At 67.2% G+C, this 17173-nt stretch carries 15 protein-coding genes; 11 read left to right on the top strand and 4 right to left on the bottom strand.

Annotated elements, in window-relative coordinates; genetic code table 11:
* Positions 1-24 precede the first annotated feature (24 nt).
* The 10 genes from hemE to CAP_RS31965 all read left to right on the top strand — a co-directional run bounded on the left by hemE (position 25) and on the right by CAP_RS31965 (position 11271).
* Complete coding sequence (gene hemE / locus CAP_RS32010) at positions 25-1080, top strand: uroporphyrinogen decarboxylase (protein ID WP_044247798.1); 1056 nt, start codon at positions 25-27, stop codon at positions 1078-1080.
* The gene (gene hemG, locus CAP_RS32005) at positions 1077-2600 is read left to right on the top strand and encodes a protoporphyrinogen oxidase (protein ID WP_052376411.1); all 1524 of its coding nucleotides are present in this window, start codon (positions 1077-1079) and stop codon (positions 2598-2600) included. Before hemE ends, hemG begins: the two co-directional genes overlap by 4 nt.
* Positions 2601-2655: 55 nt before the next feature.
* Complete coding sequence (locus CAP_RS32000) at positions 2656-3441, top strand: class II glutamine amidotransferase (RefSeq protein ID WP_044247797.1); 786 nt, start codon at positions 2656-2658, stop codon at positions 3439-3441.
* Positions 3442-4037: 596 nt separating this feature from the next.
* A complete protein-coding gene (locus tag CAP_RS31995; RefSeq protein WP_231511802.1) occupies positions 4038-4910 on the top strand; it encodes a GGDEF domain-containing protein in 873 nt (290 codons plus the stop codon).
* Positions 4911-4949: 39 nt separating this feature from the next.
* Positions 4950-6326 carry an aspartate aminotransferase family protein gene (locus tag CAP_RS31990; protein WP_044247795.1) on the top strand — a complete coding sequence of 459 codons (1377 nt, stop codon included), beginning with the start codon at positions 4950-4952 and terminating at the stop codon, positions 6324-6326.
* A gap of 129 nt (positions 6327-6455) precedes the next feature.
* The gene (locus CAP_RS31985) at positions 6456-7583 is read left to right on the top strand and encodes a LuxE/PaaK family acyltransferase (RefSeq protein ID WP_052376410.1); all 1128 of its coding nucleotides are present in this window, start codon (positions 6456-6458) and stop codon (positions 7581-7583) included.
* Positions 7583-8656: an acyl-CoA reductase gene (locus CAP_RS31980; RefSeq protein ID WP_044247794.1), complete on the top strand. Its 1074-nt coding sequence runs from the start codon at positions 7583-7585 to the stop codon at positions 8654-8656. The genes CAP_RS31985 and CAP_RS31980 overlap by 1 nt, the downstream gene beginning before the upstream one ends.
* 48 nt (positions 8657-8704) lie before the next feature.
* Positions 8705-10213, top strand: a complete 1509-nt coding sequence (locus tag CAP_RS31975; protein WP_081865485.1) for a GAF domain-containing protein — start codon at positions 8705-8707, stop codon at positions 10211-10213.
* A 385-nt stretch (positions 10214-10598) separates the two neighbouring features.
* A complete protein-coding gene (gene queD, locus CAP_RS31970; RefSeq protein WP_044247793.1) occupies positions 10599-10961 on the top strand; it encodes a 6-carboxytetrahydropterin synthase QueD in 363 nt (120 codons plus the stop codon).
* A gap of 4 nt (positions 10962-10965) precedes the next feature.
* A complete protein-coding gene (locus CAP_RS31965) occupies positions 10966-11271 on the top strand; it encodes a (2Fe-2S)-binding protein (protein ID WP_044247791.1) in 306 nt (101 codons plus the stop codon).
* Here the strand turns inward: CAP_RS31965 and CAP_RS31960 are convergent.
* Complete coding sequence (locus CAP_RS31960; protein WP_044247790.1) at positions 11268-12092, bottom strand: class I SAM-dependent methyltransferase; 825 nt, start codon at positions 12090-12092, stop codon at positions 11268-11270. The two genes, CAP_RS31965 and CAP_RS31960, sit on opposite strands and share 4 nt — an antisense overlap.
* Entirely contained in the window at positions 12092-12769 is a 678-nt protein-coding gene (locus tag CAP_RS31955; protein ID WP_044247788.1) for a HEAT repeat domain-containing protein, read from the bottom strand. The genes CAP_RS31960 and CAP_RS31955 overlap by 1 nt, the downstream gene beginning before the upstream one ends.
* Positions 12770-12926: 157 nt before the next feature.
* On the opposite strand from CAP_RS31955, the gene CAP_RS49000 reads away from it, so the two are divergent.
* Positions 12927-13730 (top strand): M23 family metallopeptidase, encoded by an 804-nt coding sequence (locus CAP_RS49000; RefSeq protein WP_081865484.1) that lies wholly within the window; start codon positions 12927-12929, stop codon positions 13728-13730.
* Here CAP_RS49000 and CAP_RS31945 read toward each other — a convergent pair whose 3' ends face one another.
* Positions 13731-14420, bottom strand: coding sequence for a response regulator transcription factor (locus CAP_RS31945; protein WP_044247785.1), 690 nt, complete (start codon positions 14418-14420; stop codon positions 13731-13733).
* A gap of 152 nt (positions 14421-14572) precedes the next feature.
* Positions 14573-16885: a hypothetical protein gene (locus CAP_RS31940; RefSeq protein WP_156041326.1), complete on the bottom strand. Its 2313-nt coding sequence runs from the start codon at positions 16883-16885 to the stop codon at positions 14573-14575.
* Between the last annotated feature and the right edge of the window lie 288 nt (positions 16886-17173).

Below are 17173 nucleotides of genomic sequence, written 5' to 3'. Positions count from 1 at the left end.
GGCTGCACGCTCAAGAAAGCTTCCATGCACGATCGCTTCCTGCGCGCCTGCCGGCGCGAGCCCACCGATGTCACGCCGGTCTGGTTCATGCGTCAGGCAGGCCGTTACATGGCCGAGTACCGTGCACTCCGGCAGAAGTACACGCTCCTCGACATCTGCAGGACCCCTGAGCTTGCGCTCGAGGTGACGCTCCAGCCGCTGCGGATGGGCATGGATGCAGCGATTCTCTTTGCCGACATCCTGCTGCCCCTGGAGCCGATGGGAGCGCCCTTCGAGTTCGCCAAGGGAGAGGGGCCGGTCATTCACGCGCCGGTGCGCGATCGAGGCGCGATCGAGCGGCTGCGGGTCTTCGAGCCCGAGGAAGGCCTGGGTCACGTGCTGCAGGCGGTGCGGTTGATCCGCAGGGAGCTCGACGGGAAGACCCCGCTCATCGGCTTCGCCGGGGCGCCATTCACCATCGCCAGCTATCTGATCGAAGGGGGCAAGTCGAGTGACTACCGCCTCACGAAGCAGCTCATGTGGAGCGATCCCGAGTCGTGGACGCTCCTGATGGGCAAGATCTCGGAGGTGGTCCGGCTGTTCCTGCGGGCACAGGTGGAGGCAGGGGCCCAGGCCGTGCAACTCTTCGATTCATGGGTGGGATCGCTGTCCATCCAGGACTACCGGGAGCATGTCGCGCCCCACGTGCGGTACATCCTCCGCGATCTGGAGACGACTGGCGTGCCGGTGATCCATTTCGGGACCAACACGGCGAGCCTGCTGGAGGAGCAGCGCGACGCCGGAGGTACGGTGATCGGCGTCGACTGGCGCACGCCGCTCTCCCAGGCGTGGCAGCGTGTCGGTCATGATCGCGCCGTGCAAGGGAACCTGGACCCCTTGCTGCTGTGCGCGCCGCGCGAGGTGGCCGAGCGTCGCGCACGCGCGGTGCTCGCGGAGGCCGCCGGAAGGCCAGGCCACATCTTCAACCTGGGGCACGGCATCATTCCGGAGACGCCGGTCGACAACGTGAAGGCGATGGTCGACCTCGTCCACTCCATCCCCACCGCGGAGCTGCACGCTGCCGGAGGTGCGCCCGCGTGACCGTGCGCAAGGTGGTCATCGCTGGCGGGGGGATCACCGGGTTGACCGTGGCCTACCGGCTGCTCGCAGCGGCGCGCTCCGGGGAGTCACCCGCCGTGGAGGTCACGCTGCTGGAAGCGCGACCCACGCTGGGAGGGAACATCCGCACCGAGCGCACCGGAGGGTTCGTGCTCGACGGCGGCCCGGACGCGTGGGTGGTCGCGAAGCCCCACGCCTCCGACCTGTGCCGTGAGCTGGGGCTCGGGGACCGGCTGGTCGACACCGTGGGGCGCAACCGGCGCGTCTACCTCCCGAGGCAAGGGAAGCTTCACGCGATGCCCGAGGGGCTGGTGCTCACCGTGCCCACCCGGGTGCTGCCCTTCGCGGGGACGCCCCTCCTCTCCTGGTCGGCCAAGGCGCGGATGGGGATGGATCTCCTGTTGCCACGCCGCCGTGCCGAGGAGGACGAGTCGATCGGCAGCTTCATCCGCCGCCGGCTCGGAGAAGAGGCGGTGGAGCAGCTCGCAGAGCCTTTGCTCGGCGGCATCTACGCGGGCGACGTGGAGTCGCTGAGCATTCGGTCCACGTTCCCCCAGCTCGCGGCCATGGAGAAGAAGCACGGGAGCATGATCCTCGGGGCGCTCGCGCTGCGGCGAGCACGCGAGAGCGGCCCGGAGCGTGGATCCGCGAGCGCGTTCCACTCCTTGCTCGGTGGGGTCGGGGAGCTCGTCGACGTGCTCGCGAGGCGCGTCGAGCGCGCGGGAGGCCGGATCCTCACGGGGTCTCGCATCGAGGCCATCACGCGCGCGGCCGGGGTGCATGGGGCAGGTCCAGGGGCCACGCCGGAGCTCTCCGCGGAGGACCCCGGCCCTCGCTACCTGGTGCGCGTCGGCGGTCGCGCCGAGCCCGTTCCCGCTGACGAGGTGGTGGTCGCCCTGCCGGCCTACGCCGCGGCGGATGCGGTGAGTGGTCTGGACCTGGACATCGCGGCGGCGCTCCGCCTGATGCCCTACGAGTCCACGGCCACCGTGCTGCTCGGCTACCGGCGCAGCGACGTCCCCCATCCGCTCGACGCCGTGGGTGCCATCATTCCGCGCCCCGAGGGACGACGTGCCCTCGCGCTCACCTTCGCCTCGAGCAAGTGGCCCGGTCGCGCGCCGGACGACGCAGCGTTGCTTCGTGTCTTCCTGGGCGGGCACCGCGACCCTCACGTGCTCGCAAACTCCGATGAAGAACTCATCGCCCTCGCCTGCGAGGAGCTACGGACGCTGCTCGGCGTCACTGCACGTCCGCTCCTCTCAAGAACCTTCCGGTTCGACCGGGCCAGCGCCCAGCCTCTGGTGGGGCATACGGAGCGGCTCGGCGTGCTCCGGCGGCACGTTGCGCGTCACCCTGGGCTCCACTTCGCAGGAGCAGCGTTCGATGGGATCGGCATCCCGGACTGCATCCGTCAGGCGACGGAGGTGGCTCGCGCGATTCTCTCCGGCGGCCCGCGGAGCCCGGAGAAGAGAGAGAACGGCATCCCGCAGCCACGCACCTGAAGCAGCTCTGGCGTAGCGTACTCCGCTCGAAGTGGTGTACGGAGGAGTGTCGACGATGTGCGAACTCCTCGGCATGGACTGCAACGTCCCCACCGACATCGTTTTCTCGTTCACCGGTCTCCGTCAGCGAGGGGGAAACACGGGTCCTCACGCAGACGGGTGGGGTCTCGCGTTCTACGAGGGGCGAGCCGCGCGCGTGTTCCTCGATCCAGGGGCTGCCTGGCATAGCCCCCTCGCGCGTTTCCTCGGTGAGAACCCCATCAAGACGGTCCTCGCCATCGGCCACGTTCGCCGCCGCACCCGAGGGCCGATCTCGCTGGCAAACACCCACCCTTTCATCCGCGAGCTCTGGGGGCGTCACTGGGTCTTTGCGCACAACGGGACGCTTCGCAACGTGCGTCGGCGCAAGCTCGGTCGCTTCCATCCCATCGGTACGACCGACAGCGAGTATGCCTTCTGCTACCTGCTCGAGACGCTGCGGACCACCTTCCCCACGTATCCGCGCAGCCCGCGGGATCTCTGGGAAGCGGTCGCGAAGGTCGGAGGGGTTCTCGGTCGGGACGGCAGCTTCAACTTCCTCCTTGGAGACGGCAGGCATCTCTTCGCGCGATGCGCGACACGCCTCAGCTACATCGTCCGCAAGGCTCCCTTCGGGATCGCCCACCTGTCCGATGACGACGTGGAGATCGATTTTGCCAAGGTGACGACCCCGAACGACCGGGTAGCGGTGGTGGCCACCGCGCCCCTCACGCGCAACGAGGCCTGGAACCAGGGCCGCCCGGGCGAGATGTGGGTCTTTCAGAGCGGAGCGCTGCGCGCCACCCTGCAGTCAGGGACCTAGACCCCCGCTGCACGTCCAGGAGCAGCTCAGCGGGGCAGTCCGTCTACCATCCCGTATGGCCTCATGCGCCGGGGAGACCTGGCGTACAGGGTGCCCTGGTCACTACATCCTCCGGACCACTTACAGACACAGATCCGTGGTTCTCTCGATCATGGTGAAATTCATGATGAATCCACGGGTAGATGTGGCTGAGGGCACCAACCAGGCAACTGCCCGGCCCTTGCAAAGCTCCTCGGTGTCCTCGAAAGTCGGGAGCGGTCGTCGTCAGGGTGGTCGCCAGGGTAGGTGAAGGGGGGAGGGTTCGGGCGGGGCCTCGTAGAAGGCAACGTGCGCTGCTGTCGGTACTGGAAGGCGAAGGAAGCACCGAACGCAGCGTCATGAGGGGAGGGCGCCTTGACGTAGGTCAGGGCGTATCGGTACGCTGAGGCATTAGGCGATCTGGTTCATTTCGAGCCCTTCCGGATCCGTCCTCAGGATCCTGTCCCGGCCAGTCCTATGCAACGAGCCTCGGAATGAGGAAGAATCGATCGCACCAGGGTTCAGGCTCGGGCTGAGAGCGCGTGAGCGACTTCGACGAAAAGACTCGTGTAACGCAGGTGGTCCAGCCCGCACCACCTGGCGGCGGCAAGACGCAGTCCACCGATTGCCTCGTCGTCATTTACACCAAAGAGCCGACGCTGCTGGGAAAGCGGTTCGTGCTCGAGCACAACCCCACCCGGGTAGGGCGCGGAGCCGACAACCAGATCGTGCTCGATGGCGACTCCGTGTCCCGGAGACACGCTCATTTCGAGAACCGTCCCAACCAGCAGGCCTGGCTCATCGTCGATGACGGGAGCACCAACGGAACCTACTGCAACGACGAGCAGATCTCCCGGGAGGTGGTCCTCAAGAACGGTGACCGGGTGAAGATCGGTCCGACGATCTTCAAGTTCCTCTCCGGTGCCGACGTGGAGGCCCAGTACCACGAAGAGATCTACCGCATGACCATCATCGATGGTCTCACCCAGATCTACAACAAGCGGTACCTCCTCGAGGCACTCGAGCGGGAGATCATCCGCGGCCGTCGCCACACCCGCGAGCTCGCGGCACTGCTCTTCGACATCGACCACTTCAAGCGTATCAACGACGTGCATGGCCACCTCGCCGGTGACTTCGTGCTGAAGGAGGTCGCGCGGGTGGTGCAGTCCAGAATCCGTCGTGATGAAGTCTTCGCCCGGTACGGAGGCGAGGAGTTCGCGATCATCCTGCCGGAGACCACCCAGGAAGGCGCCGTCGCGCTGGCAGAGACCCTGCGGCAGAAGGTCGCCGAGCACCTCTTCGTGTTCCAGGCGGACAGCATCCGGGTGACGATCAGCATTGGCGTGGCCACGTTGCTGGAGTCCGACCGCGGCGCGAGCGATCTCATCAAACGGTCGGACGAGAAGCTCTACGAGGCGAAACACAACGGGCGAAACCGGGTCTGCTCCTGAGCCCACCCAGCGCCCCCGCTCCCGCACCTCAGGAAGACCATGCAGAGCACCGAGCTCCCGCGACCCACAGCGGATGCTCCGGGAGATCTACCTCCCCAGGTCGTCGTGCCCCCGCCCGGACCTCTGTCGCGCGCCGCGGCGCTGCGGCTCGAGCAGGTGGAGTGTCCTGCCTTCGGACGTCGGCGAGATAGTCGCGCCAGCATCACGGGGGCAGAGATGCTGCCCATCGTCCTCTCCAGCGGGCGAGGTGCCAACGTCAACGACGTCGACGGGAACCGCTACGTCGACCTGTGCGCCGGGTTCGGTGCCCTGCTCCTCGGGCACACGCCGCCTCCTGTGCAGCACGCCGTGGAAGCGCAGCTGGGTAGGCTCGCGCTGGCGCTTGGTGACGTGTACTCGGCGGATACGAAGATCGGATTGCTGGAGCGGCTGGCCTCGCTGCACCCGGGGCAAGCCCCGAAGGTCCTGCTGGGCCAGAGCGGCAGCGATGGTGTGACCGCGGCGATCAAGACAGCCGCACTCGCCACAGGTCGTCCGGGGCTGCTCGCCTTCGAAGGGGCGTACCATGGCCTTGGTTATGCGCCCCTTCCCGCGTGCGGTTTGCGGGAGAGCTACCGGTCTCCGTTCCAGGCGCAGCTCAATCCGCATGTGGTCTTCGCCCCTTACCCGCGTGGTCCAGACGACGAGGCCGGGACGGCGCGCACACTCGACATGATGGAGCGCTCGCTGCGCGGCGGAGAGATCGGTGCCGTGGTGCTCGAGCCCCTCCTCGGTCGCGGTGGCTGCGTGGTGCCGCCCGATGCGTTCCTGCACGGAGCTTGCGAGGTGGCCCATCGGCACGGCGCTCTGGTCATCGCCGATGAGATCTGGACCGGGCTGGGTCGCACGGGTGCGATGGCCCGCTCGATCGCTCTCGGCGCTGCCGTCGACATCCTTTGCTTCGGGAAGGGTCTCGGGGGAGGGCTGCCGATCTCCGCGTGCATCGCGCCGGAGGCCATCATGGCGTCCTGGTCTGCCGGCATCGAGGTCATCCACACCTCCACGCACTCGGGATCGCCACTCGCGTGTGCAGCGGCGCTGGCCGTGCTCGATGCGCTCCAGGATGGCGCGCTCCCTGCGCGGGCCCAGGCAGTGGGAGCGCGCTGGGTCGAGGAGCTGCGCACCGCGCTCTCAAGTTGTCCATCCGTGGTGGACGTGCGCGGCGTGGGTCTGATGGTCGGCGTCGAGCTGGAATCTGCAGCTCTCGGGCTGCGCGTCATGCGAGGCATGCTGGACCAGGGCTACCTGGTACTCACCGGAGGAACCCAGGGCGAAGTGCTCACCTTCACCCCTGCCCTCGGGATACCGGAGGCACTGCTCTCGGGCGCGACGATGGCACTTCAGCACGTTCTGCAGGACCAGGCGCATCTCGCGTGACGCACGACGGCCTGGCGTAGCGCTCGGGGAACCCAGGTCACAGACGATGGGCACGCTCGGGCGTGGATCGGTACCGCACTCGGACGAGCCCTTCTCCAGCGGTTCGGCCCAGCGTGCTATCTAGCCCCCGTGGGATGGCTAGAGGAGAGCGACGCGCTCCATGCAAGGGTTCAGGACTTCATCGCCGCCACGGGTGGCGGCTCCATGGTCGCACAGGATGACTTCGACACCCTGGCGACGGAGATCGCGCGCTACCAGGCGGCATACTGCGCGCCCGTGAGGCGGTTGTTCCAGGCCCGCGGGACGCTCGCTGAGGTCATCGCCACGGCCGCCCACATCCCCGCGGTCCCCACGGATGCCTTTCGCTTCACGCGGGTGGCGGTACACCCGCGTGAAGCGGATGCATGGGTGTTCCGTACCAGTGGAACCTCGCTCGGACCGAATGCGCGTGGAGAGCACCCGCTTCGTACCGCTGCGACCTACGAGATCGCAGCGCTCACCTGGGGCGCGAAGATGATGTGGCCCGACAGGAAGGCGATGCGGGTGATGGTGCTGGCACCGCCGCTCTCGGATGCCCCCGACTCTTCTCTGAGCTTCATGCTCGACCGTTTCGCGACCCACCTGGGAGGCCACGCGAGCTGGCACTTCCGCGCGCACGGGTCCCGCGCTGAGCTGGACAGCGAGAGTGTCGGGCGTGCTTGTGGTGAAGCATGGGAGGCTGGCGAGCCAGTGCTCGTCCTGGGGACCTCCTTTGCCTTCGTCCACCTTCTGGAGTCGTGCCCGAAGGGGAGCACACGCCTCCCAGAAGGCAGCAGGGTGATGCAGACCGGTGGGTTCAAGGGGCGCTCTCGCGAGGTCGAGGCCAGTACCCTCCGGGCCGAGATCGCGTCGCTCTTCGGCATCCCCGAGCCGCACGTGATCGGCGAGTACGGGATGACCGAGCTGTCCAGCCAGATGTACGAAGAGACGCTGGCGGCCTCGCTCCGGGATGGGCATGCCGCGCCAGGAATCTACCTCCCACCCCCCTGGATGCGCGTCACCGCCGTCGATCCAGTGACCCTCGCAGCACTGCCAGAGGGCGAGCTCGGACTCGCGCGCATCGTCGATCTCGCGAACGTCGACTCGGCAGTGGCCATACAAACGGCGGATCGCGTGCGCGTCACCGGCGCCTCCATCGAGCTCCTGGGTCGCGCCCCTGGAGCGACTCCCCGCGGTTGCTCACTCGCCCTCGATGAGATGCTCGGGGGCAGCTCTTGATGATCGGGGAGGCGGCGCGCCGCGCGCGCCTGGAGTGCGTGCTCACAGCCGCGCAGCGAATCGCCGACCCTTCGGATCCGCTGGGCGTGGAGGCACGGCAGCGGCTGCCAGCGACAAGCGGTCTCTCGCCGGAAGGTGTGGAGCTCGCCCTCACCGCTCACCTGGAGACACACGCCACCGATACCCACCTGCGGTCGCTGCTGTCGACGACCGCGCAGGCACCTCGCTGCCAGGTGGTGCTCTCCGCCAACGTGTGCACCGCCGCGCTCCGGGCGCTCGCCGTCGCCACGGCGACAGCCCCGCGGGTGAGTGCACGTCCCTCGCGGCGAGATCCGGTCGTCGCGGAGCTGGTCGCGAGGGCGCTCCTCGACGACGCGCGGTTCCAGGGGAGCATCGAGATCGTGCAGACGCCCGCCTTGCCAGGGTTGCCGGGTGACGAGTTGCACGTCTACGGAACCGACGCGACGGTGGCCTTGCTGGCCGAAAAGGCGGGGCCGGGTGTCGTCGTGCGTGGACACGGGACCGGGATGGGCATTGCCGTGGTCGATGCGGCGGCAGATGTCGCGGAGGCTGCCCGCGCCATCGCAGACGATGTGGTTCCTTTCGACCAGAGAGGCTGCCTGTCCCCCCGCGTGGTCCTCGTCGAAGGTCCGTCACTGCGCGCGGAGAGCCTTGCCCGTGCCTTGCATCAGGAACTCGATCGCGCGGGAGGGAAGGTTCCCCGAGGACCCCTCGATGACGCTACCCGCTCGGAGATCTCGCTCTACCGCGCGACCATCGAGACCATCGGCACCTGGTGGGAAGGGTGCCATCATGGCGTGGGTCTGGATCCAGACCCGCGAGCGCTGATGCTGCCGCCGCCTGCGCGTGTCGTACACGTCGTGCCCTCCCTGGCCGAGAGGATCGGTGATCTGCTCAAGCCCTGGATGGCGCTGATCTCAGCAGTCGGAGGAGATGGCGACGGCCATCTCCTCGAGGCCGTGCTCCACCAGCTTCCGCATGCCCGCCGCTCTGCGCTCGGACAGATGCAACGACCACCCCTTGACGGGCCGGTCGATCTGCGTCCGCGCTGAACCGGGCGCTGATGCGCTCCACGGCACAGCTATGCTAGCCATGGTCTCATGGCTCCGCGCGCTCCCTCCAGACCACCCCCGCCCCCTCGGGTGGCGGAGGCCCCCGCCCTGCTCGACACGCCGCACGGTGGGCCGATCGCCAGCAGGTCGACACCGCGCCGGCCGGACGTCGCGCACCTTCCGACCGCCACGATCCACGAGCGTGGTCATGCGCGTCTGGACCATGTGCTCGATTTCGTCGGCTTCGTTGCCAAGCCAATACCGCTTTCGTTGCTGCTCGACGAGGCGCCGCGACGCATCGCGTCCATCCTCGGCGCGGATGTGGCGTCGCTCTACCTGCTGGAAGGCGACGGAGATCAGCTGGTGATGCGCGGCAACGTGGGGTTCCCGCGGCATGCGCGCGGCACGGTGCGCCTCGACATCGGTCAGGGGATCACCTGGACGGCCGTCGAACACCTGCGCCCCATCTCGGTCGTGCACGCGCCGGAGCACGAGCGTTACCGAGGTTTCCCGGAGCTCGACGAGGATCGGTTCCCCGTCTTCCTCGCGGCGCCCATCGTTGGCAACGGGCGACCCCTGGGTGCCATCGTGGTGCAGCGCGCCGGGAGCACGGCCTTCAAGCAGCGTGACATCGAGCTGCTCGCCGCGTTGACGGCCCCGATCGCCGTGGCGATTCGCCATGCCCACCTGATCGACGAGTTCAGGGACAGGCGCCAGCGCAATGCCGGGGGGACCCGCAAGGTGACGCTGCCTGGAATGCCCGTCGTCTCGGGCAGGGCCCTCGGCGCCATCGCAGCCCTGCGTCGGCCGGCGACATCCACGCTGGGCACGAGGCCCGAGCACAGCGACAGAAAGCTCCTGCGGAATGCCTTCGACATCGCGGAGCGTGCCCTCGGCGATCTCTTCTCGCGCGCCACCCAGCAGGGCCTCGGCAAGGAGGCGTCCTTCCTCTCGACCTACATGGTGATGCTCGCCGACCAGCGGCTGAAGGAGCGCGCCTTCGAGCTCGTCGCCAGCGGCCACACCGTCGCGCAAGCGCTCAACGCCGTCGCGCGCGAGGTGGCGCGTGCCGCCAACGGCATGGTGGGAGACCCCTTCTTGCAAGAGCGCGCCCGTGACATCGAGGATCTCTGCGATGCGCTCGTGATGCTGGCCTCCCCAGATGCACGCGCCGAGCTTCCGTCGAAGGCGGTGCTGATCGGTGACCAGCTCACCGTGTTCGACCTGCTCATCTCGGCGAGGGCACAGCCAGTCGGAGTGGCCCTCACGGAACGCGCAGGAGCGCGCTCGCGGGTGCTCTTGAAGCTGCTGGGCATCCCCTCGATCGTGGATGTGGTGGGCGGCTTTCGCTGGGCGTCACCAGGAGATGTTGCGCTGCTCGACGCAGAGCACGGGTTCCTGGTGATCAACCCCTCGCGCGCCGAAGTCGCAAGCGTCCGGGCTTTGCGACGCAAGAGCCGAGGCACTCCCTCGCTCCCCGAAGAGGACTCTCCCGAGGAAGAAACAGAGACCGAGGGCGTGTACGTCGTCACGCCTGACGATCTGGCAGGCAGCTAGCAGCGAGCACACCGCCCTCGCCAGCTCGTCCCGGCTCTTTGGCGAGACGCTCTCCGCGAGGGGGATGCTGTGGCAACCGTCGGGAGTGCAGGAACCAAAGGCTCCAGCACTCCGGACACGTAGCGCCTAGCTCTGGGGCTTGGCAGCGTCGGACTGGGGTACAGCCGCCTGCTGGGAGAACTGCTCTTCCTTCTTCGTACGCCACTTCTCAAGGCGTCGCGTTGCACGTCGCTTTTGCTTGGCTCGAACGGCCGGTTTCTGAGGCATGCGCGCTATATAGCGGCTCCGGCCCCGCAGGCCAACACTGAGCTGCTGCCCTTGCGTCCCGACCTGTGGTCTGCTTTGAGCAGACCCTGGCCGACTCGCGGGCCCGGAGATTTTTCAGATGAATACCAGGCTCGTGCACGAGTTTCGCTTCGAGGCAGCGCACCGCCTCCCCAAAGTGCCCCGAGGGCACAGGTGCGAACGTCTGCACGGACACAGCTTTCGCGTGGAAATCGCCATCGAAGGTCGCGTACGCGAAGAGACTGGCTGGGTCATCGATTTTTACGATCTCGAAAAGGCCTGGGCGCCGCTTCACGAGAAGCTGGACCACCACTACCTGAACGAGGTCCCCGGCCTGGAGAACCCCACGAGCGAGATCATCGCCCACTGGATCTGGGAGCAACTGACGCCTTCCCTGCCTGGGCTGTGCCGGGTCACAGTGTTCGAGACCTGCGAAGCCCGCTGCGAATACGAAGGGGGATGACCGGATGAAAACCCTGGTCTGCCGCTGTGAGGACGTCACGCTGCACGAGCTCGACGCCGCCATGGCCCGAGGCTACCTGGATATCGAGTCGATCAAGCGATACACGGGCTTCGGGACCGGCTGGTGCCAGGGGAAATGGTGCCTCGCGCTCTGTGCTCGACTCATCGCCGAGCGGGGCGGAGACGTGCAGAAGCCAATCACCCCGCGCCCGCCGTACCATCCGCTCTCGCTGGCTACCCTCGCCGGGCTCGACGACCTCGATCTGAGCGGCGGCGGCCCGGACCACAGCGCCAAAGACCACGAGCGCTAAGGGCAGCGGCCACTCGCGCAGCCGACGTTCACGGTCAGCTCGAAGGCCCCTTCCGACCAGTACTTGGACACAGCCTCGTGGATGTACCGGACGAGTGTCCCGGAGACAGCGTCCTCCACGTCGATCATCGCCACGAGTTCGGGCATCACCGCCAGACGGGCCACGGGGTCTTCGAGGAACTCTCGCCCGCTGCCGAAGGAAACGGAAACGAGCTGCACGTCGACGTCGATGTCCGTCAACCCGGCAGCCTCGAACTCCTGAACGATCGTCTCGGGCGTCGGCCGCGCTGCAGATGCTGCATCGAGCGCCGCGTTCAGGCTCGTCAGATCCTGCTTCAGCGCACACTCGCGGCCCATGTCACTCAGCTCTGCGAACGAGCCGCGAAGCGGGAGCGCGATCATTGCCTGACCACCGGGCACCAGGAGGCGACGAAGCTCCGAGGTGAGGGCCTGCCTCTCTCCTCGCCTGCAGGTGGGGTGCAAGGAGAAGGCATGCGTGAAGCCATCTTCCGGGAGCGGGACGGGCAGCGCCCCCTCGTGCACCACATAGCTGGTCTGCATGCCGGGCATGCCCGCAGCCTTCGCGCGCGCTGCTTCCAGCACGGCGGCGGAGGAGGTGACGCCGACGAGCTTCCCGCCCGGCATCTTCTCCGCCACCAGCGCGTCGGGGTAGCCGTGCCAGCACCCCAGGTTGACGACGCGTGCCGCATCGTACGGCAGCATCATGTCGAGCAGCAGAGAGGCGAACTGCGACAGATAACGCGGCACCACCACATCTTCGAGGGCCACGGCATCCGCCGCCGAGAGCTGTGGCCCGAACATCACGAGCGCTCCTCCTCCTCATCATCCTCGTACGGAGAGAGCATCCCCAGCGCCTCTTCGGCCAGCTCACCCAGGGTGACGTCCGAGGTCGCGTCCGAGCTGTCGTCCTCCATCTCCACGGTGCGCTTGTCGCCCACGAGGGGTCGCAGCAGCGCGGCGCTGCCTGGGTCACCGATCTCCACCAGAGCCTCGATGGCTGCAGACACCGCGTCGGCATCCGAGTGCTTGAGGAACATCGCCAGCAGCTTGGTCACGCCAGGCTCCGGAACCTCGGCAATGAGGTAGGGCAGCTCGTACAGGGCAGGCGACCCTGCGGGCAGCCGCGCGAGTGCACGCTCGACGCCTTGCGCCACCTCCTTGAAACGGTCGTAGGCGAGCCCCTCCAGCTCCTCTCCAGCAGCGCGGCGCGCCTCCGGGTGCTCCGACGCGAGCACGTCGACGAGGGCATCCACCGCCCGCGGACCTTCATGCTCGCCCAGCAGCGACGACAGGCGGACGAGCCTCAGGACGGCCTCATCCTCGTCCTGCTCTGCCTTCGCTGCCTGGACCGCATTCAGCAGCACATCGAGGGTTTGATCCGGCGGCAGCATCGCCAGCTCGTCGTGGAGCTTGCGCACGGTCCGTTCGGCGTCAAACAGCTTGCCCAGGGTGGTCTCAATGGCTTGGCGATTCGGCACGAACAGGAGCTATCAAGTGGCCGGACCTTTCGCAAGCTGGGCAGTTCTTCGGTGCTGGTATTCCGTCCAGCATCGATGACGTCCGCCCCTTTCCGCGCCCAGAGCACTGCCGGGCGCGGCGCCAGGCGCAGGGACCGGGTAGGCTGACGCCCGAGGCATGCATCCGCTGATCCGAGGCGCTGCTGGCGCTGCCGTCGTGTTCGCTCTGAGTAGCCTGAAAGTGCAGGAGCCTCCTGCAGCGCCCTCGGTCCTCGCCCCGTCGGCTGCCGCACGCACCCAGCGCGCCCTCCTGTCCCCCTCCCCACCGATCCCTGGCCGCGCGGCGCTCTGTCCTCCACACACCTTGCCGGAGAGCGACGCCTGCATCCCTTTGCCTGCAGCGAGCGCGACGCCTGCCCTTCAGAGCGCCCGAGGAGGGGAAAGTCAGGGCCACATCCCCCGTCGCCCCGACCGCCCCGCCGGACCGGAAGCCTACCGGTTCCCCATCGGCCCACCGGACGGCTCACCAGCATTGCTCGGCAGCTTCGAGTTCTCTTCTCAGGGTAGCCCCACGCCAGGCGTGGTGGACCTCGCTGCCGCACAGGGTGAGCCGGTCTTCGTGCTGTCCCTCGACGAACAGGAGGGAGAAGCAGAGGTGGCCTTCGTGGGAGACGTCCACGGCATCACGATCGGCGTGGTGCACCGGGTCCGCGAAGCCGATGGGATCCAGCGCTATCTCCTCCTGTACGGACACCTCGACCGGCCTGGTGCCGGCGTCACCTCCGGGGCGCGCCTCCGCACCGGAGATACCCTCGGATTCACGGGCGACACCGGCAGTCCCGGTCAGGTGCATCTACGCCTCGAAGTCCGACAGCTCCGCGAGGGAGCCCGCCTCGAGCCGCCCGACCCCAGGCGGCTCCTGGAAGCTGCAGTTTCTTTTCCCTGTGACCCGCGCAACGTGCTGCCCAGGAGAGGGCCTTGATCACGGCGCCAGCTTGTAACCGAAGCCGTAGACCGTGAGGATGTGCTCGGGCTTGTCGGGCGACCGCTCGATCTTCTTGCGAAGCTTCACGATGAAGTTGTCGACGGTCCTGTTGGACGGCCCCGCCTCGACCCCCCAGATCTTCTGGAGGATCTCTTCGCGCGACACGGGCTGCCCGAGCCGCTCGTGCAGCAGACGCAAGAGCTCCACCTCGTAGAACGAGAGCTGCTCGCACCGGGATCCCTGAGCCACGGTATGCGCGGTCATGTTCACCGTCACCTCACCGACGGCAAACACTTCAGGGCTTGCCTCCGTGGGTCGTGCGGCCCGCCGCAAGATCGCGCGCATCCGCGCGATCAGCTCTCCCACGCTGAAGGGCTTGGTCACGTAGTCGTCGGCGCCCGAGTCGAGGCCGCGGATCTTGTCGACCTCCTGGCCTCGAGCCGTGAGCATGATGATCGGCACGAACCGATCCCATCGCCGCAGCTCCTCGCACACCTTGAAGCCGTTGGTGTCCGGGAGCATCAGGTCGAGCAGGATCGCATCCGGCTTCTCCTGCCGCGCGAGCAGGATGCCGTCCTTTCCCCGGGCCGCCGAGACCACGGCGAAGCCCTCGAATTCGAGGGCATCGCTCAGGCCGAGCACGATGTGCGGCTCATCTTCGATGATGAGGATTTTCTTCCGCGCCAACGGCTCTCCTCTTACCACAACCGACAGCCGATGCTGTCTCCTCGATCGGGTCAGCCGATCCAGCACAGCCAGGCTGCTACTGCGAGGCTACAAAACAGAAGAGGCCCGACCTCTCGGGTCGAGCCTCCCCTTTACTTCAGCGACCTACGGGATCAGTCCCCGCCAGCCGTACCGGGCTCTCCAGCGCAGGTGATGAACGTCGTCGCGCCCGCAGCCGAATCCGCGTCGCCGACGAAGCGGATCAAGCGGCGCTGGGTCTGCGCACAACTGGCCACGAGTTCCGGCGCTCCGAGAGGCGGCGAGGTCGTGCCGTCGATGTAGCACCAGCCGTTCACCTTGTTCCCCTGCGGATCCTGCACGTCGTCGCCCACCGTGTTCTGGCAAGCCTCGAGGGGCTCCTTGGCGAGCTGCTTGATCTCGCAGAAGCAGTCCCAGCCCGACGCTTGAGCCGACGGGTCGTTGCGAATCTCGGACTCCGCCTGGCGATTCACGTCGGAGATCGGGCCACGCCCCGTGGCCTCATCGCAGCTGCACTGCCCCTGCGAGTTGCGCGCCTCGATGATCAGGCAAGAGACCTGCTTCTCTTTGTTCGGCACCAGCGACCTGGGCAAGCACTGCCCTCCGAGGACCTGCTTCAGACGATCGATGATGGCGCCGATGGCAGGGCGGTAGCCGAAGTCCGACCCCTGGTTGTTGGAGAGCTGCGCCGGGCACACCGAGCCGACGATGCCCTGAGAACCCACGCTCTTGATGAGCTGCAGCTCGCGCAGGCCGGGGTAGGCTTTCGCATAGTTCTGCGTCACCCCGCTGCAGAGCGGGATGTCCGGACTCTTGGCGCAGTCGCAGCCAGGCGCGTTGGTCGAGCAATCCACCGGCTCCGGCAGCTTGAAGATGCAGGCGAACTGCAGATCGCTGTTCGCCACGTTGGGCTTCCACTCCGTCCCGTTGATGGCGTTGTAGACGCTCTCCTGCTGGGCCGTGGCAGCGTCCGTAACGACGATGGCATCGCCGGTGATCGGGTTGGTTCCGTCGCGGGGGATGACGCTCTCCCGCATGAAAGGATCCGCCGGCTGGATGAACTTGTCGGGATCGCCGAGGATCGCTTCCCAGGTGCTCCCCAGGCTGCCGACCGGCGCGCTCAGCTCCTCGGCGGTCTTGAAGCCTTCCGACAGATTGCCCGGATTGCGTGCGATGTCCTGCCAGGGCACGCCGACGATGCCCGCGAAGAACACGAGCCCGGCGTCGCGGATGTTTCCCACTCCGCCCGTCAGATCGCTGAAGATCGGGTTCGGAACGAGTTCGCCCTTGCGGTTCGGGACCTGCTGGTTTTTCAGGGCGTTCGTGTAGCGGCTCATGGGGTAGAGGAAGTCGATGCCGAACCGCCGCTTCTGATCGAAGCAACGCAGGTTCGGGTGATCCTGTTCGGCCGCGACCGGCAGCGGGTTCGAGGACCCGCTCGCGAAGCAGTTCGGATCCGGCTCGCATCCTTCCTTGGTCTGCGCGCAGGAGAAGCAGCATTCGTTGTTCGGATCCGTGGCGCACTCGGTGCGCGCGCGAGGCAGGTGGTAGTTGTTGCCGTACGTCGCGGCGAGGTAGTACTGGCTGCCCTCGCGGATGGAGCAGTCGTTCTCGTCGCTCAGGAGGATGATCGCCAGCAGCGAGTCAGGCCTCAGGAAGTCGGCGCGCTGCTTCAGCAGATCCTGGTCCAGGCCCTGGGGGACGATGTTGGTGCCCTCTTTCACGAGCGACGTGGAGGGCTCCGGGTCGACGAGGAAGCGGTACCAGCTCTCGAGCGCCGCCTCGTAGCCGCAACCTTCCTGGCCAACACCGATGACCATGTCCGTGAGGACCGGGATCAGCGCCGTCGCGTTGAGGTCCAGTTCGGAGTCCGCGTCCAGATCGGCCTCGCCGTCGCCTGGGTCCGCGACCCCTGGCTTGGCAGTAGCGCCAGTGTCCTTCTTCTGATCAGGGTCCCAGGCGAGGAAGCCTTTCCCTTGGTAGGTGTTCTCCACGAGATCGGAGCCTGCGTCGGCGCTGGACCGGGCGAGCAGGCGACCCTTGTCGTTGTTCGACGCAGAACCGGACTCCGTGCATGCGTCGCCGCCGTAGCCGCCGATGCTGGAGCTGATGATGCCGATGTGCACGTCGAGGACCGGCTCGAACTCACGCTCATAACCCTCGGGGCAATCGGTCGTCGGCGTCGCCACCGACTGCTGATCACTGGGATTGTCGGGGTTGATGCAGGGAGGGTTCACCAGACCCTTGATCAGGTCGGGCACGGCGAGCGCGAGGATCGCCTGCTTGTCGGCCATGGACTGCGAATTGTCGATGGCGAGCAGGATGTCGATCTTGTCGACGCCGCTCTGATTGATCCGCTCGATGATGGTGCTCGTCGTCCGGGGTTCAACCGGCTCGACCGGGCGCTGCAGGCACCCGAATGCGCCCGTCGCACCGAGGACCGCCATGGCCCCCACCGCGAGCCCGGCTGCGCCCAGCCGGCCTCGACTCCGCTGAGGTCTGTTCCGCGTCATCTCCGACATCTCCTCTCGGTCAGCCCGCTAGCCCTAACGTTGTGAGCCGAAGCCCGGTAGCGCTGCTGCCTTGTGCAGCAAGAATGCTACGGATCGACGGCCTCTGCCCGCAAGCGTCGTCTGGCTGGAGCAAAGACGGTGCCGCTGCCAGCACCACCGTTTTTCCATCACCCAGCCCCTGCCAGGCGTCAATTCGATTGCGGCCCTGCCAACTTGGTAGAC

The organism is Chondromyces apiculatus DSM 436, from assembly GCF_000601485.1.
GTDB lineage: Bacteria > Myxococcota_A > Polyangia > Polyangiales > Polyangiaceae > Chondromyces > Chondromyces apiculatus.
This window is presented reverse-complemented; position numbering and strand designations above follow the sequence as displayed.